Raw genomic sequence first — 21,004 nt, forward strand, 5'->3', positions numbered from 1 at the left:
GCCTGGAAAGGAGCTGCCCGGGGGAGAACATGAAAAAAGGACTTGGTGTCATTCTGTTGCTGATCGCGGTCATGGCGGCCTTTTGTCCCGGCGGATGGAATCGCGAACGCTCCTGGGCCGCCGAGCAAGAGTTTCTGGCGGACAGGCACAAGGCAAAAGAGATTCCGTGTGAAGGCTGCCACAAGGAAACCCCGCCCAAGGCCGTCGAGATGAAAACCTGCCTGGGGTGCCACGGAGAATACAAGGCGCTCGCGGCCAAGACGCAGCACGTGGAGCCGAATCCCCACGCATCCCATGAGGGAGAGCTGGCGTGCGGCGCCTGTCACCACGGCCACAAGCCGGGCGAAGACTACTGCGCAAAATGTCACAGTTTCGGATTTAAAGTCCGGTAACCGGACAAGGGCGCCGCGTCTGCGGCGCCCTTTTTTTCGGCACGAAGTTCATGATGCACAATGCAGGAAAAACATCATCCCCCCGGCATGTTTCTCACTGGACCCCGTTTTGTCGGATCGCCGATCGGCAGACGGGAAAAAGACGAGTGTTGCGCCTCGCGGTTTGTTTTTTTGCGTGCCAGCCTGTATGCTCTCCGGGCGCATGAAAGCGCCGTCACGGCCGGGCGCAGCGCCCTGCCCGGCAGGCGAGACCGAATTCAGCGCTTATTGCGAGAGACTGAAAAAGATCATGGAAAAGGTTGTTAACAAAATCGAGGAGTGAGTACGTCCAATGAAATTTGTCAAGTTATCGGAATCCGTCAAAATCCGCCGCCTGACCGTCCCGAACCGGATGGTCATGCCGTCCATGGGGATGCACTTTACGGATCACTATGAATTCAACCGGCGCTACCAGGACTTCTACCGGGCTCGCGCCGAAGGAGGCGTCGGGCTGATGATCGTCGGTCCCGTCGCCATTGACCGCGTCGGCGGGGGTCCCTGGATGCCGGGGCTGTTCGAGGACCGCCAGATCGAGGAGTTCCGGCCCTTCCTGGCGGAACTGCACCGGGACACGAAGAGCGCATTGGGAACCCAGCTTTTCCATGCGGGGCGCAACGCCACGGCCCCGTTTTTCGAGGGCGTACCCGCCCTGGCCCCCTCCGCCGTTCCCAGCCGCCTGATGAAGCAGGTGCCCCGGGCGATGACCGCGGAGGACATCGAGACCGTGAAGGAGTCCTTCGCCCGGAGCGCCGTCCGCGCCCGGGAGGCGGGATTCGATTTCATCGAGATCATCGCCTGCACGGGATACCTGATCAGCCAGTTCCTCTCCCCCGTCACGAACCTCCGGGCCGACGCCTACGGCGGGTCCTTCGAGAACCGGATGCGCTTCGGCCTGGAAGTGTTCCGGCGGGTCCGGGAGGCCGTCGGGCCCGACACGGCCCTGGGGATCCGCGTAGCCGGGAACGACTTCATGGACGGGGGCTGCGCGAACCGGGAGATCGCCCTGTTCTGTGCGGAGGCCGAGAAGGCGGGGATCGACGCGATCAACGTGACCGGCGGCTGGCACGAGACGAACGTGCCCCAGCTCACCTGCCACGTCCCGCCGGGGGCTTACGTCTACCTGGCCCGGGGGGTGAAAGATCGCGTGGGGATTCCCGTCTTCGCCTCGAACCGCCTGGGCGACCCGGAGCTGGCCGAGCGGGTCCTGCGGTCCGGCGCGGCGGACCTGGTCTGCCTGGGGCGGCCCCTGCTGGCGGACCCGGACCTGCCGCGGAAGGTCCTGGAGGGGCGGACGGAGGAGATCGTCCACTGCATCGCCTGCCAGAACTGCTTCGACAGCATCGCCACCGGCGGGGCGGTCTGCTGTGCCCTCAATCCGCTTATGGGGCGGGAAGGGGAGTTTCGTCTGGAAAAAGCGGCGGTCCCGAAAAGGATCTTTGTCGCCGGCGGCGGGCCGGCGGGGATGGAATTCGCGGCCGTCGCCGCCGGGCGTGGACACGACGTCACCCTCTTCGAGAAGGAGGACCGCCTGGGCGGGCAGATCGAGCTGGCATCGGCACCCCCGGGGAAGCAGGCCTTCGGGAGCGTGTCACTGGACCGCGAGAAGAGGCTGAAATTGGTGGGGGTCAAGATCCGGCGGAAGTCGCCGCTTACCATGGCGAAGATCCGCAGGGGAAAGCCCGATGTCCTGGTCGTGGCGACCGGGGCGGTTCCCATGGAGATCCGTGTTCCGGGGATCGACCGGCCCCACGTGGTCGGTGCCTGGGACGTGCTCCGGGGAAGGATTCCCGACATCGGACGGCGGGTGGTCGTGGTCGGCGGAAACGCCGTGGGGTGTGAAACCGCCGAGTGGATCGCCTCCCAGGATATCCCCGATCCGGAGACCTTCACCTTCCTGGCCTACCACGGGGCGGAGAATCAGGAGGAGCTGCAGGCGCTCCTGTACCGCCACCGCCGGCAAATCACCGTCATCGACATGGTGGAGAAGATGGCCGCGGGCACGGGACGCGCGTCCCGGTGGGTCCTGATGAAGAACCTGAAGCTCTGCGGGATCGAGCTCCGCCCGGGGGTGAAGCTCCTCGAGATTACAGACGACGCGGTGATCGTGGAGACGGGCGGCGGGAAGGAGAGCATCCCCGCGGACACCGTGGTCATGGCCGTCGGTTCGCGGCCGGTGGATGACCTGATGCGTCAGGATGGGATCAACGGGCTCCGAGTGGTCACCATCGGCGATGCGAAGGCCCCCCGTAAGATCGTCGATGCGATCCGCGAGGGCTTCGAGGAGGCCATGAAGATCTGACGAAATGGGGGAAACGGGAGGAACGGATTTCAAATCCGTTCCCCTTCCTTAATCCCTTTTTAATAACCAGAACCAGCCGCTGATCGGGGGTCGGATGACAGGAGGGGGACTTCCCTCGCGCTCAGGAGCGTTTTTTCGACCCTGCAGCGTCTCGCTCCGCTGCAAAGGCAAAACTCGCGCCTGCGGCGCTCAGACATTGCCTTTGCGGCCGCTGCGCTGCGACGGCAGGGTGCCCCGAAAAAGCCGCTATTCGCGCCCCGGGAAGCCCCCCTCCCCGACCGACGTTCGCGGGGGCGCGACCGGGGGTTTCCAGAGGAGCAATTAGGACTTTTTTTCCATCCCTCCAGCCTTCCTGGCCGCCGACGAGGGATCGTGGAAAAAAAGGCCGCGACGGCGGAAGCCCCCGTGGCAGCCACCGCGCCACGACGCTCGTGGAAAGAAGAGACTTCCTTTTTTTTCAGGAGAAGAGGTGCGAAAGGGGGAACGGATTTGAAATCCGTTCCATCGCATCGTTCCCCGTGACGGTTCGAGCCCGCTCCCTTTCATCCGTCAGAGTCCCTTCCTCTCGAACAGGCGGAAGACGCCGAGGAAGGCGGCGATCAGGACGATGATGACGATCCAGTGGTTGACGCCGAGAGCAGAGGGGATCGTGATCTTGCCGAAGTTGCCCCAGGTCAGGACCGTCTCCTTGAGAAACGGGAACACCTCGGCGTAGAGGCCCGCCCCGAGAACCATTCCCAACAGGCCGAAAAGGCTGTCGTAGCGCCCCTCGCCGAGGGCTGCCGAGCCGGTGGTGGGACAATAGCCGACGATGGCCCAGCCGATGCCGAAGATGAGCCCTCCGAGGATGTTTGCCCCCAGGATCGTCGTTTTGATGGAGAGTTTCGCCATCCCGAGATCCAGGAGCAGGTAAATGCCCACCATGGCTACCAGGATGGCGCTCAGCATGAACTTTACGATGGTCATGTCCTTCAGACGCATGGCCCCCAGCTGTTTGTCGTAGCGGATGACCTGGGCCTTCTGCATGATGAATCCGAAGAGGAGACCCGTAACGGCTCCGGTCAGCAGTTCGTTCATCGCCGATCACCTCCTCCGTACAGGATTCCGGCCACGATGATGCCGGCCAGGAAGAAGCATATGAGGGAAACGTAACCGCTGACGGCTACCTGAGCCAGACCGCTCAGGCCGTGGCCGCTGGGTCACCCGTCCGCGAGGCGCGCCCCGAACATCGCCACCGTCCCGCCGAAGAAGGCCACTGTCCAGCGCCGGGCGCGGGAAGGACCGAACCGGGCCTCCCACATGGGCGGCACCGGGACGGCACGCCGTTCCCCCGACAGGGAAGCCGACGCCAGGGATCCGAAGAGAACACCGAGAACGAACATTCCCTGCCAGTCCAGTTTGATTTTCTCCTTGATGAAGTACTCCATGCCGGCCACCCTTTCGGGTGCCGCCGCCTGCTCGACGAAACCGGCGATGCGCACGAAAGTCGTCGAGGCTCCGAAGTACTTTCCCGTCAGGAAGACGGACAGGATCAGGAGCAGGCCGGCAACGGCACCGGCGGCATAGGGGGACCATGTCTTCTGCGTCAGTACGTTCATGTTCCGTTCACCTCCATTTCTTTTTTTGCCGGCTGATGGACATGCAACCGGACGGTTCCGGACTTGGTTCAGTGGACGGGGGGGAGAAAGGAAACAACGCGGTTCGCTCGCTTGGTACTTCATGGTAAGCGAAGCATTCATCGCGTGTCAACCGCGGAGTGAAGCTGTGGCCGCGCGTCGTGAGATTCGCCAAAAACTGTCATAACTCACTTCCGAAATCCTTTTGACTGTGTCAATCTTCTTTTGATTGTTCGTTCCCTACCTTCAATAATTCATAATGAGGAGCTCATTCACCCGCTTCTTATGATTGGCGCCTCCAGCCGAATATGACGTCTGAACAGATTCGATATTGTAGCCTCTAAATAATTCTCGGATCTCATCGACGTCATTGATCGACATGATGAATTTACCTCTGATGTCGGATAAAACGTCTCTGAGCTTCAAAAAATCCTCCCGGAAGAAGATGTCCTTTCCGTAATAGTCCTCACACCCATAATACGGTGGATCGATATAATAAAAGGTGTCAGGTTTATCAAAGCGTGTGATTACGTCTGCATAAGGCTTGTTCTCGATGTATACCCTTGTTAAGCGAAGGTGAACCGCTGACAATTCCTCCTCGATGCGCAAGAGGTTAAGCCTCGGTTTTGATGTTGTTGCAATGGAGAACGAGGGAGATTTGATCCGGGCCGCATAGCCCAACTTCAGGAGGTAGTAAAAGCGAACAGCTCTCTGGATATCTGTCAGCGTTTCTGGCGCTTCTTTGAAAAAGCGCTGGAACTCGTCACGCGCAACCAATATCCATTTAAAGTACCGTATAAACTCTTCCAAGTGGTGTTTGACCACCCTGTATAGGGTAACCAAATCCAGATTTATGTCATTGATGATCTCGACATCAGAAGCATCTTCGTTTTTTTCAAACAGAAGCCATGCTGCACCAGCAAATACCTCAACATAGCATTTGTGTTCCGGAATTCTCGGAATGATCTTTTTTGCCAATAACGACTTACCACCCATGTACGCCAAAAAACTTTTCACCAGATCCTCCCCTTAAATTGATTTGCGGGACGGACCCTGCTATAAACCGCGCGCGTGCCAACGCACAGCGGATGGCAGCGGGTCATCCCGTCATGTGCTCGATACACATGGTCTGGGGAGGTGGCTCTCCCTGGAATGCTGTCCGCTTCTTTCTATCCTACGTTCTTCTCCGTTCCCTCATTAATAGGCTTCAAGGCATCCAGTTTTTCCCGAGATAGCCGCTGGCCCCGACGAGCCAGTCCCATGATGATCCAGACCTTCCAGTAGGTTAGCGGTTTCACTTGACATGCTCCCCGGTCGCCGCTACCCTATCCCCATGAAAATCAAGGTGGTTATCGTCAACATCGTCTTGATCGTGGCCGTCGTGCTGGTGGCTGAGTGGTTCGCATGGTTGTGGCCGTATTGGGGAGAAGTCGAGCAGACGGCGGCGAGGTACGAAGGCACCTGTGATCAGAATTACTTCAGATCGAACGTTCCTTTTCTCGGATACGCCCCCGGTCCCGGATCGTCTTGCACGGTGAGGATGCTCTACGGAGAGAGGGTCATTTACGACGCCCAACGCACAATCGGGAGCGATGGGCTCCGAATCACTCCCGCATCCAAAAGCCCCAACGCCCCAGGAATCGCGTTCTTCGGTTGCTCCATTACCTTTGGAGACGGAGTCAACGATAACGAATCCATGCCCTATCGATTCGCCGAATTGACCGGATACAAAGTTTGGAACTTCGGCTTTTCTGGCTACGGTCCCCACCAGATGCTGTCCGCCCTGGAACACGGAATCGCTGACCGGGTTGTCGGGAACGTCGCGCCGAAGGTCGTCGTGTATCAGGCGATCCCGCATCACGTTACAAGAGTGGAAGGGGACCTTGTGTGGTATCCGGACGGTCCCCGCTATGTCTCTGACGGTAACGGAGGGGTTAACTTCGCCGGGAACCTTCACGGCTCGATCTCGTCGTGGATCATGGATCAATCCATGAAGACGAACATCGGCAGACGCTACTGGATATGGAAAGCCCAGGGCGGAGGGGGTGACATTGACTTGACCGTAAAAATTGTTGCCCGCTCCCGAGATCTCGTTAAGCAGAAATGGCCGGATGCTCGGTTTGTTGTTCTCTACTGGCCTGTTGATTCCGAGACCAGCACAAGACTTGAGGAAGGTTTTCGACGGGCGGGGATGACCGTTCACCGCGTAACCGAAGCCATCCCTGATTGGCGTCTCCTGCATGTCAAATACTCCATTCCCCATGACGGACACCCAAACGCCCTCGCGCACAACATGATTGCTGAGTATCTCGCAAAAAACCTGTAAGCCTCTACGGCAGCCGGAAGATCGCTGTTATCCCGAGGCCCTTTGCCACCGTTCCGGAATGCACGGTCAAGATCACCGCATTGAGTGTGTCCCCCTCCGCGATATCGTCATAGTCGGTATTGATTACTGCGGGCGTTTCGGCGGTCTTGCTGGTAAATTCAAGGCTGTCAATTGAGACCATCGTTGACAGCATGCCCCGGTTCTTCGTTACAACGATGGAGCCTGTACCAATAGTCTTGTTCGCCTCGGCACTGGAACCTGCATCGGTCGTCTCAAAATAGTTGGCCCCCACAGCCGTGATCGACTTGAATCCATTGTTTCCTGCCGCAAAATTCTGCGCCTGGATTGAAATACCATCGTTGACTTGCAGGGAGGCGGCAGAGGAGGAGATTCCCGGGTCGGTGCCGGTTCCATCATATGTATAGCGCGTGGTGTTCGCGTCCGGCGCCCCAGGTCTGGTAATGTCAAACTGAGTCGTACTGTCCCCGAGCGTTACAGGCCTGTTTCTCCCGAGCGTAACTGCCATGGTCCCGGTGGTCCCGGGCTGAGTCCCTACCCCGGCCAGGACACCTACAAGATTCATCCCCGCCAGAGACGAAGGGATCGGTGAAGACATTGCAAAGGCATACTGAGCACAATCGGTAGTCGGAGCGACGACCTGGAAATAAATCTCCTTCGTCCCCAGGTTCGACCCCGCCAGCGCATCGGGCGTGACGGCCTCATCGGTCGCCGTGCCGGTGTTGACGGTGGCGGAAGTGGAATATTTGATGGGGGCATTCAAGTAAACCGGGTAAAAATCATCGCTGGCGGCATTCCGATACCCCAGGACAAGCCGGTTGTAAGCCAGGATGTTCGATGCTGCCCCTGTCGTGATGCTCCCTGCGGATACAGTTAGGGCCGTTCCGTCCGACTCGTTCAAATCGACGTAGGCGAATTGGCCGTCCGTAAGGGCGATGCTCCCGGCAGCGATCGTGTTTTGAACCAAGTTTCCGGCCGCCGTGTTGAAGTGGATCCGGATCGCGCCCGACCATGAAAGCGTTCCGGTGGATGCATTCCAGGAAATCGCCCCATCGCAACTGACAATGACATTTTTAAGATAGGTGATCGCCTTATCCAGTTCATTGAACGGAATGTTCATGTGGGTATATTTCCACAGCGTTTCCGCCGTAAGGGCCGTGAAGAAATTCCCCATGATCAGACCCCTCCCTTCGTCATTTTATCGACCATGTCCCGCATATTCGGGGGAACGAGCCCCCCCAGGGCCGAAAGTGCATGACTCACCTGATCCCTGTTAGCCCTCATGGCCGCCTCCGCATTGGCCTGCGATTGTGCGGCATGAGCGTTCAGTGTCTTCAACTCGGCCACGATCTGCCGGAGCAGCCCCTTTACCTCTTCCATCATGTCCTCCTAAGACGGGTAGCAGATGATGCTTGCCATCGCCTCGATGGCGATATTGACGTGCAGCGCAAACTTGAAGATCGCAAAATCAGTTGTGCCCTTTGTGTAAGTGAACGTCGTTGATGAAAATATGCCGGTCCTGGTGGCGGTCGACCCGGGGCCGTCATCGCCGGTGAGAGTGCCGTTGTCCTCATTGTAGATCTCGGCGGTGAGCACATACGGTGCCGAGGACGAAACGGCATTCCCGTACTGATCCAGGACCGTAATGGTGATGACGGATGTGGTGTCCGCCGGATGCAGATGATCCGGGGCCAGGGACACGGACAGGCTCTTCGCCACCGGTGCAGCGAATTTCCCGGCGATATTGATCGAGGTGATTTCCGTCGTTCCCGAATGCAGGAAAATATATGTGGGTTCGCCGCCGACCTGTAGATGATCGGCGCTCACCACAGGATAAACCGGAGTCGTTTGGAACGGCGTCCCTGCTACATAATCAAGAACCCCGTCCGCCCCCACCTGGATCAGATCGAACCGGAAATAACCGGCAGCCGGGGAAGCCGGGACAGTCAAGGCTCCGGCGATGGTATTGATGACGCCGCCCATCGATGCCTTGTAGACGTCGGAATTACAGGCGATGGCATCAAGGGTATAAGTGACGCCGCCGATCCGGTACGTGCCGACCTTCACCAGGACGACCATGTCTGGGTCATTATAGGCCGGGACCAGATTGCAGCCGGTTAGGATGGCATCAACCGCCGTTGGGGCCGTCGGGGCTGCCGATCCGCCCGCCACCGGAGTGGGAACGATCAACCCGCAGCCCACAACCTCGATCCGCCCCCGGATGCCCCGATTGAATGCAATGCGGACAGCATTCCCCGGTTTCAGCCATGCCGGTGTCTGCTGCCAGTTCTCCGGGTAATAGGCCGTAATCTGATTGTTGCTGCCCTGGATTTTTACGCGGCACGTCCTGGTCGACGCCTCAACACTCCACAAAATCCCGTCCATCGACTCGCCGCGGGCCGCAATCTGCCGGTCAACCTTAGATCTTATGAACTGCCTGCTGTATAGTCTCACGACACATACCAGCCTTCGATTTTATCCACACAGGATGCCTCTTCCTTGACTCCGGACGGCACCCTGTAGGTCCGCTTGAGGTCCGTAATGAAAACCGTCATGGCCTGTCCTGAATAAGGATGGATAACGCTGATCGTGTCGCCTTCCTCATCCTGCAGGTGTGATACTTTATCGAACGTCAACCGCTTTCGCTGGCCCTTCAAGACGTCCCGCTCGTGGTTCGCCACCAGTTGGCAATCTTCCGTGGTGTAACAGAACTCGCTCTCGATCTTCGTTGAGATGACTTTCCCAATCTGCCCCTGGAGCTCAAAATCATTGGCAGTTGCCTGGACGGAACGGCGGACGTAGCCGACGGGCAGGCCATGTATTTCATATTGGAAGTTTCCGATTGAACTTGTGATGTTGAGGATGATGACCATCGCCAGCGCCTGAACGAACCGCCCGACGGGAATGGTGAACCCTCCATTCGCTATGAAGCCGAACGCCACAACGATGTCGGGAATCCAGGCCGCCGCCAGATAAATGGATACCTGGATCACCAGGGGCGGCCTCAGATCCGGGGCGCTAACTGTTACGACACAGTATTTTTCATTCGTGTCAACGGACGTAATGCTCTCATCAACGCCCCCTGCCAAATCGAATGCGATGGTGCTTGCCGACTCAACAATGAACAGTCGGGGGGACCGGAACCGGGCGGATTGGTCGTCGGAATAATAGACGATGAAGTCATTTTCAAACCCATACCATCCACAGGTTCCGCTCAACGTCTTTATCAATTCCTCGGCATAGACAACCTCCGTGTAGGCCCGCTCCTGACCCACAACGGCGACTTGATTCGTGAAGTCGGAAAAGGTGTCATCAGGGGTGAAATTAAGGATCTGCGTTGAGTCGCCATAGGTATGGGTGATCGCGTTGTCCAGGGCGATCTTCCCGGCAGCAATCTTGTCATCCCGGGTGATCTTGAGAAAATAGCCGTACCTATCAAGGATCTGCTGGATGGCATCCAGGAGCGCCGTTTCAACCCATTGATGGTAAAGAGTGGTCTCGTTGTCGATGGTCGGCCAGGAGAAATCCCCCGCGTCAACGGTACTGTCCGCAGCTATGATGAGCCCTTCGATAATGTCCGTCGGGTCGTCAGAATATTCAGCGGATGCAATGATCTCCTTGAACTTCCACAGGGTCCGCATGTCCTCGGCGGTGATCTTGAGCGTCGGCAGCTTGCCCCTTTGGTAGCCTTCCATCTTCCGCTCGATGATCCAGTACGTGCCCTGGTTTTCCCAATACTCCACACCGCCGATCAACTCCCCCAGGCGCACAGAGATCTTGCGCCCCTTGTCGACATACTTCCGATAAAGGGATGCCAGGTTGTAGGGATCGAACAGGTGGCCGTGGGTGATTGTGAATTCCAGCTTTCCGGGATCTCCGTCAATCGTCCAGGTCAGTTCAAGGCCGGAATCACGCATCCAGAAAGGCGCCAAATCGAATGCCGGGGCTTCCGTATCCCACCAGATCGAGGTTTCCTCGATGTCTTTGAAAACACCGAAGGCGTAAAGGGTCCCCGATTCGGAATCCATCGCGGCTTCAAGGTCATAGGTATTGTTTTCCAGGACCATGTTGTCAGCCTTCCCCCAGGTCCAGGCTCCGGCTGAATAGGTGCCGATCTTATAAAAGGATTCTTTGAAGGCGCCATAGGTGGAAATGGCCAGGACTCCTTCCTGATCAGTAAGAGCCCCGAACGTGGTAAAGATCAATTCGCCTGTTTCGTCGTATTCCAGGAGATTGAATTCGTCATCTGCCGGCGTGGTAAATCCCGGATTGTTCGCGTTGCTATAATTTACCCATGTGTTCAAAGCCGGATCATAAATGATTAAACCATAGACGGATGACGTGATCAGCATCCTTCCATCAGCCATTACTTTAATGTCTGTGAATCCATAATCATCAACCGTCGCAAAAGTCGGCCTATGGCAAATCATTGCATCGGTGGTTAGATCAATGACCACCAATCCATAATTGCTTCCCTGGCTGTAATACGTTGAATGGTCAAATCCAGCATAGATCTTCCCGTTATAGATTTCCGCGCATTCCAAACCTCTTTCAGGAAAACCGGGATAAGCCGCAACGTAATAATTCTTAATAAGAACACCGGTTGCTAGATTATAAACAGAACAGAATCCGGCTCCCTGCTGGACATTGGTGTCATTCCCATAAACAAGGATATAACCATATTCCGGATAAACCTTGAACTTAACATTCAAATAAAGCTTCGCGGTCCCGGCAACGCCAGGATTGCAATCTGCACAAACAATATGCTCGGTATAAGTCAGGGATCCGGTACTGAAAGGAATATATCCGATGATGAATTGCCAATTCAAATGACTGAAAAACCATACCTTATCGCTTGTCAGATCAATCTGAACAGCGCACAGAGTCAATCCGTAAGTATGGGTCGCCGTGACGTTTTGAGTGATTGAATAAACGGGCCATGATCCAAAGGCATAATTCCGGATGATTAAATCATTTTCCCCATCCAGGATCTGAACGAAAATCCTATTCATCTGGCCCAGGGTATGGACGGCGATATAATGGCCTGAATTGATCGATCCAAGAGAATATCCAAATGCAGGACCGCCGAAGATCTGATGAAAATCCCCGTTCGGGTATGACCATGCTGCATCAATTTCCCAAGCATCAACGTCAACCCGATTCACGGCAATTCCCGAATAACCGCAGGCCGTGATATAGAGTTTCCGGTTTGTCGCATCAAAATGAAGTTGTGAGATAACACCGATGCCTCCGCCTGTACTCGGGGAAAGCCATCCATCGGCATTCTCGTTGACCATCAAGGATTTCTGTTCCTGGGTCCAGATCGCATACATTTCAGTGGCTGATTTCATGACAGACCGACCGTGATTCCCGATTGTCGCAAAATCATCATAGGCGGTCATGGCCCCGCCCAGGGTCCATGTCGCTCCATCAGGGGAAGTGGCATAATAAACATTTGTCCGTTCTTCCCCCGATCCCCCGACACCATCCACAACCGTGATCCAAAGCCAAAATGTTGCGTGAGACGCATCATACATCAGGGCGGGGGAAGACCATTTTAAAGGGGTTGCATCGGCCACAATGCCCCGATCTCCCCAAGTCTGGAAATCCGTGCTGGTGATCGTATAAACAACATATTCGGTTGGCGTCTCATATTCCCCGGCTGTTACAACCAGATATTCATTTGCCAGCGGATTATAAATGACGGCAATTCCATCAGAATAATAATCATGCAACCATGAATCAATGGTTCCATTAGAAACCTTTGTCCCGGTAACCGTGAGGATCTGATATTTGATGTAGTAGTTATGATCAGATTGATTATCTTCAAGCCATACAATAGCGATATTTCCATTTGCCATTTCACATATGGAAACATTTTTGATTACGATTGCATCAGAGCCGTTATAAAGGCTCATGGGAACTATGGTGAAAGTCGTTTTCCCGGCATCGGTATAAAAATATCGAATGTCATAAATATTATTTAAAGACCCGGATGGACCATAGATATAACAACCCACCAGGCGGCCCAGGGAATGAACCAGGACACAAGGATCAGATTCGTTGATGGTCTCGGTGGTCAGGACTGTTCCGTCAAAAGGAATGGCATTGGTCGGATCCCCGGAAAGGATCTCGACCAGGGGTGACCGCCGGTTTCCGTCCTGGTTGGCCTGCAAGGTCGCGTTCAAGGTCCGCATTATGTGGCCTCGCTCATGATCAGGAGCGTCAACTTGACGTTCTTCCGGTAGTGGCCTGTGTCGTCATCGAGATACAGGTGATATTCTCCATCCAGGGCCAGGATCTCCACGTTGAAAGTCTTTCCGGAGTCGTCCTGGGGATCAAAAACAACCTGCGCGTCGGCATCCTGGATGTCCTCCAGGTCGTCAAATTCGCTCGTCTCCATGTAGCTCCATGCCAGATCGAGCTTCTTTCCCTCGTAGCTGCTGCCCCAGGTGAAAATGGCGACGGAGGTATAAGTCTTTACCCAGGCCACATCCCGATCCTTTTTGATCAGGGTCATCGTGTCCGGGTTCTGGGCAAAGGTGAGGGTTCCCAATGTGGCGTTAGGCATTGGCGTATTTCCTCACAAGGGCCGCCACCAGGGTTTCCACTTCGTTGCGGAAGGCGGGTGACTTCCAGATCCGTTCAGACGTGTCGCTGCCAGTGACCGACACCGGGACGCTGATCCCAATGGAGGTATGCTGTGAGCCGGTCGCCTGAACGCCCAGGTTGCCGTTGGAGAGCCTTTTCAGGGGCAGGACTGCCTCCGGCCCGGCCTCGCCCATGAGGCCCGTTCCATTGGCCATTGGGAAGAAAGTGGGGTTGAAAACGATAGTGCCGCCCTTGGCAAAAGGGGTGATTCTACCGCCGGAAACAACTCCACCCTTGGCCATACCGCCGAGGAGTTCCGGGTCTGTTTCCCCGCCCGTATTGTATGAAGACCCGCCGAACATCGACCCGATCAAGCCGATGGCAGATGTGATCCAGCTTCCACCACCTCCACCACCCAAGGAGGAAGTAGCCTGCCCGGTGATGAGGGCTTGGATTTCAATTTTCAGCAGCTGCTTGAGGATTGACTTTGCGAACGATTGAAAATCTGCCTCTCCGTCAACCAGGAGGTCCGTTAGCTGCTCGGAAAGCCCATCCATTGCATTCTTGAATACATCCTTCACCTTGCCGGCTGTCTTCCCGGCTTCATCCTGCATTTCCATCCAGCCGGCCTTGATCCCGACGAACCAGTCATCGGACGTCTCGGCCATCTTGAGATAGGCCTTCCTGTTCTGGTCGGCCACCCAGGCACCGACGGCGGCGGCGTCATCACCGGCCTCCCGATGCTTTTCCGCCTGCTTTTCGATCACATCGAGACGGTATTGATAGGCAACCTCCGAGTAACCGGGGATCTGGTCATAAAATGAAGCCTGGTCCGTTGCCTTGCCTTCTTCCTGCTGGCGGATCTTCTCCCTCAGCCAGGCGGCGGCCCCGGACTGGTCTTTCGTCTTCTTGATGTATTCATCTGCCTCCAGCTGCCACAATGCGATTTGTGCAGCCGTCGCCTCCGATGCATTCTTGTTAATCTCGGCATAGAATGATTGCTGGGCGCTGAGTATTGTCTTGTCCCGATTGGTAAAGATGATCTGCTCGTCAACGGCCCTCGCCCTGGCCAGCAATTCAGAGTCTTTTGTGTAGCGCGCCAGCTCCCTGTATTTTTCATCGAGGTTGGCGATTTCTGCAGCGACCGACTCATCCGAATAATCGGCGATGATCTTGTAAAGTGCCGCCGTGGTTGAAATTGCCTTTTTCGCATAATTTTCAACCGCGATTGCCTTTGTGTTCTCGTTTTCGCTCCACCTCTTGGAATATTCCAGGTACAGCGCATGCAGCTTTTCCTGCTTGACCCGGTCGGCCTTGAATGTTCGGTTGATGATATCGGCCTGCTTTTCATACCAGTCATTCAGGGCGGTCTGCTCTTTCGCATAGAGTTCAATCACGACGTCGAGCTCGTTCTCCCCGATTTTCCTCTTCAGCTCGGCCGCGCTCTTGGCCTCCTTGACCACCGTCTCGTAATAGGTCTTATTCTGCTCCGTGAGGGACGCAAGGATGGCCTCTTCTTCCCTCTGGGCCTGTTTTGCAGCCTTCTTCTCTTCGGCGGTCAGCCCGGAGATTGGCTTCGCTTTGAATTTCTTCGATGCGGCATCACTTCCCGGTCCTGCATCGGCCTCCAGCGCCTTTTTCGCCAGAGCCTCATACTTGGCGATCGATTCGTCAATACCTTTCGTGACGATGTCCGTCTGCCTCAGGCTCAGCTGCTCGACCTTGGTATAGCTCTTCTTCGCCTCTTCCCATGCGACCTTGGCCACTTCCGGCTGCATGGCCGCGAGGGCACCGGCCGCAACAATGGCATTTCCGAACATCTTGACGAGTTCATAGGTCAGTGAGATCTGGTTCCCGATCAATTCACCGATCGGCCTGAGGACACCGAAGACGACGTACCATTTTGAAACGACAGCACCCACGCCGGAAGTGATATCCTTGATCATCGGCCCGAAGCCGCCCAGGAACTCTTTTACGCCACCGACGATCTCCTTGACGGTGATCCATCCGACCTTCATTCCTCCCTGGATCGAGCCCTTGTGCTCCTCCAGGAAGGAATTGATATCCTTCGTCTGCTTGATGATGTCTTCATAGACGGGGAACATCCCGCCGCGGAGGGTTTGCGTAACAGTTGTGTCGATGGTGGACTTGACGGCCTGCCACTGATTTTCGAGGAGAGCCGTTGCCGGGCCGAATCCTTCCAGCAAGTTTCCGATGTTTTCGAGGACGGTTCCCTCAGCGCGCCATGCCTTGAGATGCTTTTCAATCTCCGGATCAATCGCCTTGAGGGTCTGCAGCATCATGGACGTGGCTTCATTTTGCCCTGTCATGAGCGCGCGGATCTCGGTATTGATTTGCCGCATGATCTCCTGGCCCTGGGTCATCAGGGGCAGTGCGTTCGAGATCCGCGTGAAGCTTTCGACCTGTTTTGCATTTCCGGCATCGAGGAAAACGCCCGTGCGGGCGAAGGCGTTGGCCAGGGCCGTTGTTTCCTGGCCAGAGAGAAGGGTCTTGGCCGCGATGTTCTCCAGGATGGGAACGATGGCCTGGGAATAGGACAGGGCTTCTTTCCATTGATCGGAAAGGCTCGCTCCCTTCTGCCTTTCCGTGAACGTGGCAACCATCGCGGCCATCGAGGCTACGGTCTGGCTGTATTCCTCAACGCCCCGGAAGCCTTTTTCAAAGATGTCCTTCCCGATCTGGACGGTCTTATAGGCGACGGCCAGGGCGATCACATTCGTAGCCAGGCCCTTGACGTATCCAGAGGCTCTCCCGGCCATCTCGGGGATCTGCCCGAAATGCTCCTTCGCCGCCGCCCCCATCTGCTGGGTTTCCGACGTGACCTTCTCGATACGGCCCTTGAGGTCCGTCAACTTCGCGTTGATGTCCGCGACGTCGCCCCGGATATGGATAAGTACGGCGTTTGTATCACCCATTGCCGATCACCGTGATGTTTCTCAGGCAGGTGGAGCAGTCCTTATTCCGTTTTGTTTTTCTGCATGCCTCGCAATACTCGCGTTCTTGCCGGCTTTGCTTCTCTGCTTCCGACTCGCCGACGAGGATCCCGAGGATTGCTTCACGGAACAGGACCTGGCGCAGTTGGTATTCCAAATACGGTTTGCATGCCGCGGGGGTGAATCCCCACAGAATGGCGTCACACCTGGTCAGGTCTCCGGCTGTCAGGATGCAGACGAGGTTTTCGATCCAGTCTCCTCGCCCTCGTTTTTCAAGGCCACCGCCAGGTTTGTCATCATTGACCCGAGTGCCCCTCTCATCCCCGCCAAAAGCGAAGAGATCGGGTTGCAGGCGAAAAAATCGTTGACGACCTGCAGCGCCATTTCCGCCGTGATGGAGAATTCGAGATCCGCTGCCAGGGCGGCGATGTCTTTGTCCCTGGGAGACTTGCCCTCTTCCGTGAGGACGACGGCCAGGGCGGCCGGAAGACGGTCCGGGCCGAGCAACTCCATTAGCTGGGGTGCCGTAAATTCCTCCGGCAAACGAAAATCCTTCAGGACTTCCAGCAGCTGCCGAACCTGCCCCAATACCAGGGGAGTCTGGACATAGGTCTTATCGTTGATGAGGTAACGCGGCGCGGACTTGTAATCGAAAAGCCTTGTCGTCTTATCCATCAGACCGTCGCCTCCGCATTCTTCAGGATGGCCTGAATGGTGGATACCTGGGCCGAATCGTTGTAATAGGCTTCGAACGGTCCCTTGTAGAGGATGCCCCCGGGACCGTCGATCACCGGCGTCTCTTTCGACAGTTTCAATTCTGGAACCAGGATCTCCAGGGATTCGTTGCCCGCAGTCCCAGCCCCGGTGCCGAGCGTCCAGATGATTTTCAGGCTGGATTCCGCGAAGGAGATGGCCTTCCGGTAAAGCGCCATGCTCTCAAAAAGGGCCGTGATCGTACCCGACACTTTGGCTAGGCCTTCCGGGATCTCCCTGCGGATCCCGCCGCCCCCGATCACGTAGGAATTGCCGTCCAGGTTGTTTTCGAGGATGAGATCAACCGCCGACAGATAGGCGATATCAGATCCGCCTTCCTGGATCGTGGAGATGGAGAATCCGTCGAATGGCGTATGGCCGGGATCCGTATGCGAGGAGTCGATGGACGAGTCGCCAAGGGTGCCGTCCACGACCGCCGCACCCGTTCCGGTATCGGTGAGCGCCTCGTTGTTCTGGAAGACGCCGGTGGAATCGATCAGGACGAGCGTACCGGATACCCCGCCGTCATTGTCTCCCTTGATCCGGCCCGTATGCAGGCTCGTTCCTCCTGACGCCATGAGACCCGCAGCAAAATTCCCGGTCTGCCCGTCATATTTCAGGGCCTGGGCCTCATATGCCCCAAGGAGATCGAAGGAGACCTCCTGATACCCTGTCGGCCTCACGGAAATACTCATCTTATTGACCTTGCAGCCCAGGTAGAGGAGATACGCCGCCAATCCCGTGAAGCCCTTTTCGAAGATCAGCGACGGGAGTGTGCCGACCTTCATGGTGTGGGTATAGGGAGACGTTTCGCCGGTTGTCGTGTTGCTTCCAATGGCCGCCCTGAGGAGCGTCCCGATCTGGGGGGAAAGCTCCGTCTTGATGGAGGCAGAAACGTCACGCGCCCCTCGGGTGGGCATGACCGGATTCCGGCTGTTGCGGATCACGTTTGATGCATTCACGGCGATCTTTTCCGCGAAGTTCTCCGACGCGAAATAAAGCGTTTTCAGGGCCGGGGAAGCGGGAATCGTCGCAAACGTGGTTTCCTCCTGATAACCGACCTGGGTATTCGAACCTCTTGCCTGTGTCATGGCTCTGTCCTCCTTATCTTGCGTTTCGTTCCTGGACGCTGAGTCTAAGTTCCGCGTAATGGCACAACACGTTCCCGAACATCCGTTCCTCAACCAGACTGATCTGAACGCCTTCTTCACCTTCAGTCGGTCCGAAGCCGGGATTGATGGTCTCGCAGGTACCATTCAGTGTTTTATAACCTTCGAACGCCTCCTCGACTGCAGCCAGATCATCGTCGAAAGAGACAGCCGTGGCCTGGGCATCATTCAGCCCCCTGATGCAGATGATCTTGAAGATGTGGATCCTGTGCGGCTGGCTGCTTGGATTGCCGAGGATGATCCTGCGCTTGATCATTTTCTCCCGGCGGAACATGCAGGTATTGATTCGATCGTCATCCTTGAACAGGTCCAACATCTTCTGCCAATCCACCGCAAATCGCTGATAATCATGCACAATCCCTATTCCCGTCACCGAGGAAAGGATCACCTTGATCTGAGCTCGTATGGCCGCCAAGGGTGTCATTTCCGCAGTCTCCGGATAATGTCGGCGTCATTCACCCTGATACAGGCGATATCCCATCCCCTGATCTGCTGCGATCCGTCATGGGGAGTCCAGACACAAAGGATCGCCAGATAATTGTTCATAACCAGACCCCGCCAAGCTTCTTGGAGATCTCGAATCCCGCCTTCATGAAGATCCTCCGAACCGCATCTTCTTTTTCCATCGCCGCCGATTCGAACATGTACCGTCCCTCGGTTCCCCGTTTGGCAATGGCCTTGGCCAGGGCGAACGCGACGCGATCTGCTTTCTTTCCTTCATAACCCAGAAACTTCTTTACCCAGGGGACCAGGGCGGAGGACGGCGGCATATGGGGTTTCGTCCCCAGCTCCACAGGGCGGCCGTATTTGGATGTGGTGGCGACAATGCCAATACTAACGGGCGTACCCTTGCCGATGATATCGCTCTGGATCGTGGACAGGAGCCCTCCTTCCGCCCCTCGCACGCCCACGGGAGTGTCCTTTTTCACCTCGCGGAGGAGTAGGTTGACGGCCAGTTCCATTGCCCGGTCCAGCTCCGCCTGCACGATCTCCGGCCCCTTCCCGGTAAGGATGGGGCCGCTCTGCAGGATCTCGAACCGGAGATCGCTCATCAGCGTCGCTCCCTCGCCCAACGTGGGTGTGTCAGCCGTTCCAATCCGCCCGGGTACTTCTGATCAAAATCCGCGACGGCGGACGCCGGGGGCGTCGTGTCATCTTCCTTCAGGCCCAGGTGATCCTTGTAGAGCTGCATCAGCCGTTTCGCCCGGGAGGCGAATTCCCCGGATTTGGTGCGGTAATTGACCACGTCCGCATTGATGGTCGAATCGGCCGTCTGAACCGCTGCATTCGCCAGGTCTTCCAGGCACAGGGCGGCCGCCAGGCTGCAGACGGCCTCGACATCGACGGCCGGCACGTTGGTCGCGCTCCGCGGAACCGTATAGGCGACCCGGACGACTTCCGTCGCCGCCGGGGCATTGTTTCTCAGTCGGATCTTCTCCCCGTCCGGAGACTGGTAAAGGGCGTACTCGTCCGCATCGAGGATGCTCTCCGGATTGTCGCCCACGGGATACTCGATGCTCTTGACGGTGGAAAATTCATCGACCCAGCCCTCGGGCAGGTCCAGGTCACAGGTGCCGCTGCCGGCGACGTCCTCCACCAGCTTGTCCGGCCGCAATTTCGAGTAGCGATTGAGCGCCGCCGCAATCTTCGCATCGTAATCGGTCGGATTGACGAGCTTCTCCGACGTGTCCTTCACGATCGCAATGACCTTTGTTCTCAGGTCTGCCTGGGTGCTCATCGATCTTCCCTTCTCCGGCTTTCAGAAAGCCCCAGCCAGGCGCTGCCCAGCAGCGCCGTGGGGGCAACATGAAAGACATGCCAGCCGAAACAGATTGCAAAAAGGATCGTCATGCCCATCGCCACGTGCGGGGCAATCGTCCCGCGAAGGATCGCCCAGGCCGTCGCGGTCATGAACGCGGCGATCAGCAACAAGGCCGGGATCCCCAACTCAAATGCCGTTTGAACGTATTCGTTGTGGGCTTCGGCAAAGATGTCGTTCATCACCAAAGTCCGACCTTCGTTTCGTACATCCCCCAGACGCCGGTCTCCGGAGGCAAGCAGGGGGAAAACGGTTTGCCAGGTGCCGATGCCCCGGCCAAGCGCCTCCGACCGGAGCGACCAGGCTGCATGCTTCCAGGCGGTCCAGCGTTCCCCCTGGATCATGTTTCCGAAGGATCTCACCTGGCTGAACCAGATCCCGGTGAGCACGATCAGGACGAGGAGGACGGCAAACCCGCTCCGGGCGGTGAAGCGTTTTAAAAATCCCTGATCCCGATACCTCCTGAAGACGAAGCAGAGGGTTCCCGCAACCGCCGCCAGAAACGCCGTGGATGACCCGGTCATCATGATCCCCCAGGCAATGCAGGGGATCAGGAGCAGCCGATCCTCCCGCATGCAGGCGGGCAGGCAAAGCGCCAGGAAGACGCCGCCGGAGACCGGATTGAACGGCCCGGCGATCCGCTCGGGACCGAACCAGGTCTTTGCCCATCCGCACTGCTGCAGGGACATCCACAGCAAAAGAACAATTGCAGCCAGGCACATGCCGTCCATTATCCGGTCCGGATCGATCCGCCGAAATCCTTCCGCTGCAGCAAGAAACAGGGCGATCATTAAAAGTCCAAGATAGGCTTCGTACGCCGGCGGAAGGATTGTCGCCGTCCTGGCCAGGGCCAGAAGAAAGAAGCCTTTCCACCACCAGCTGGAGAGGACGGCCGTGAAGGCCAGTCCTCCCAGCCAGATAGCGGCCAGTTGCCAGGACAGCCGGAGCTCCATCCCGGTTACCGGAACGATGCAGAACATCAGCCCCGGAACGGCTGCCAGCAACAGGATTTCATGGATCTTCTTCAC

General features: G+C 56.8%; 18 protein-coding genes. 3 read left to right on the plus strand and 15 right to left on the minus strand.

Going from position 1 to position 21,004, the window contains the following annotated elements; all coding sequences use genetic code 11:
* The first annotated feature begins 29 nt into the window (after positions 1-29).
* Positions 30-392, plus strand: coding sequence for a cytochrome c3 family protein (locus HPY65_07715; protein NPU84361.1), 363 nt, complete (start codon positions 30-32; stop codon positions 390-392).
* A 331-nt stretch (positions 393-723) separates the two neighbouring features.
* Complete coding sequence (locus HPY65_07720; GenBank protein NPU84362.1) at positions 724-2,730, plus strand: FAD-dependent oxidoreductase; 2,007 nt, start codon at positions 724-726, stop codon at positions 2,728-2,730.
* Positions 2,731-3,279: 549 nt separating this feature from the next.
* Here HPY65_07720 and HPY65_07725 read toward each other — a convergent pair.
* The 3 genes from HPY65_07725 to HPY65_07735 form a co-directional block, all read right to left on the minus strand.
* A complete protein-coding gene (locus HPY65_07725) occupies positions 3,280-3,807 on the minus strand; it encodes a YeeE/YedE family protein (GenBank protein NPU84363.1) in 528 nt (175 codons plus the stop codon).
* Positions 3,804-4,328, minus strand: a complete 525-nt coding sequence (locus tag HPY65_07730; protein ID NPU84364.1) for a YeeE/YedE family protein — start codon at positions 4,326-4,328, stop codon at positions 3,804-3,806. The genes HPY65_07725 and HPY65_07730 overlap by 4 nt, the downstream gene beginning before the upstream one ends.
* Before the next feature lie 264 nt (positions 4,329-4,592).
* Positions 4,593-5,366 (minus strand): DNA adenine methylase, encoded by a 774-nt coding sequence (locus HPY65_07735; protein NPU84365.1) that lies wholly within the window; start codon positions 5,364-5,366, stop codon positions 4,593-4,595.
* Between the two features lie 313 nt (positions 5,367-5,679).
* Here HPY65_07735 and HPY65_07740 point away from each other — a divergent pair, with 313 nt between their 5' ends.
* The gene (locus HPY65_07740) at positions 5,680-6,672 is read left to right on the plus strand and encodes a hypothetical protein (protein NPU84366.1); all 993 of its coding nucleotides are present in this window, start codon (positions 5,680-5,682) and stop codon (positions 6,670-6,672) included.
* 4 nt (positions 6,673-6,676) lie between these two features.
* Here HPY65_07740 and HPY65_07745 read toward each other — a convergent pair whose 3' ends face one another.
* The 12 genes from HPY65_07745 to HPY65_07800 form a co-directional block, all read right to left on the minus strand.
* Positions 6,677-7,864, minus strand: coding sequence for a hypothetical protein (locus tag HPY65_07745; GenBank protein NPU84367.1), 1,188 nt, complete (start codon positions 7,862-7,864; stop codon positions 6,677-6,679).
* 2 nt (positions 7,865-7,866) lie between these two features.
* Positions 7,867-8,073 (minus strand): hypothetical protein, encoded by a 207-nt coding sequence (locus HPY65_07750; GenBank protein NPU84368.1) that lies wholly within the window; start codon positions 8,071-8,073, stop codon positions 7,867-7,869.
* Positions 8,074-8,079: 6 nt separating this feature from the next.
* Positions 8,080-9,075: a hypothetical protein gene (locus HPY65_07755; GenBank protein NPU84369.1), complete on the minus strand. Its 996-nt coding sequence runs from the start codon at positions 9,073-9,075 to the stop codon at positions 8,080-8,082.
* A gap of 65 nt (positions 9,076-9,140) precedes the next feature.
* Positions 9,141-12,887: a hypothetical protein gene (locus tag HPY65_07760; GenBank protein NPU84370.1), complete on the minus strand. Its 3,747-nt coding sequence runs from the start codon at positions 12,885-12,887 to the stop codon at positions 9,141-9,143.
* Entirely contained in the window at positions 12,887-13,261 is a 375-nt protein-coding gene (locus HPY65_07765; protein NPU84371.1) for a hypothetical protein, read from the minus strand. Before HPY65_07765 ends, HPY65_07760 begins: the two co-directional genes overlap by 1 nt.
* A complete protein-coding gene (locus tag HPY65_07770) occupies positions 13,254-16,217 on the minus strand; it encodes a phage tail tape measure protein (protein ID NPU84372.1) in 2,964 nt (987 codons plus the stop codon). Before HPY65_07770 ends, HPY65_07765 begins: the two co-directional genes overlap by 8 nt.
* 243 nt (positions 16,218-16,460) lie before the next feature.
* Positions 16,461-16,910, minus strand: a complete 450-nt coding sequence (locus HPY65_07775) for a hypothetical protein (protein ID NPU84373.1) — start codon at positions 16,908-16,910, stop codon at positions 16,461-16,463.
* On the minus strand, positions 16,910-18,079 hold the full coding sequence (locus HPY65_07780) for a hypothetical protein (GenBank protein NPU84374.1): 1,170 nt from the start codon (positions 18,077-18,079) through the stop codon (positions 16,910-16,912). The genes HPY65_07775 and HPY65_07780 overlap by 1 nt, the downstream gene beginning before the upstream one ends.
* A 13-nt stretch (positions 18,080-18,092) precedes the next feature.
* A complete protein-coding gene (locus HPY65_07785; GenBank protein NPU84375.1) occupies positions 18,093-18,581 on the minus strand; it encodes a hypothetical protein in 489 nt (162 codons plus the stop codon).
* A 118-nt stretch (positions 18,582-18,699) separates the two neighbouring features.
* Positions 18,700-19,209, minus strand: a complete 510-nt coding sequence (locus tag HPY65_07790; GenBank protein NPU84376.1) for a hypothetical protein — start codon at positions 19,207-19,209, stop codon at positions 18,700-18,702.
* Positions 19,209-19,895, minus strand: coding sequence for a hypothetical protein (locus HPY65_07795; GenBank protein ID NPU84377.1), 687 nt, complete (start codon positions 19,893-19,895; stop codon positions 19,209-19,211). Before HPY65_07795 ends, HPY65_07790 begins: the two co-directional genes overlap by 1 nt.
* Positions 19,892-21,004, minus strand: coding sequence for an O-antigen ligase family protein (locus HPY65_07800; protein NPU84378.1), 1,113 nt, complete (start codon positions 21,002-21,004; stop codon positions 19,892-19,894). Before HPY65_07800 ends, HPY65_07795 begins: the two co-directional genes overlap by 4 nt.

It is taken from the genome of Syntrophaceae bacterium, assembly GCA_013177825.1.
Taxonomy (GTDB): Bacteria; Desulfobacterota; Syntrophia; order Syntrophales; family PHBD01; genus PHBD01.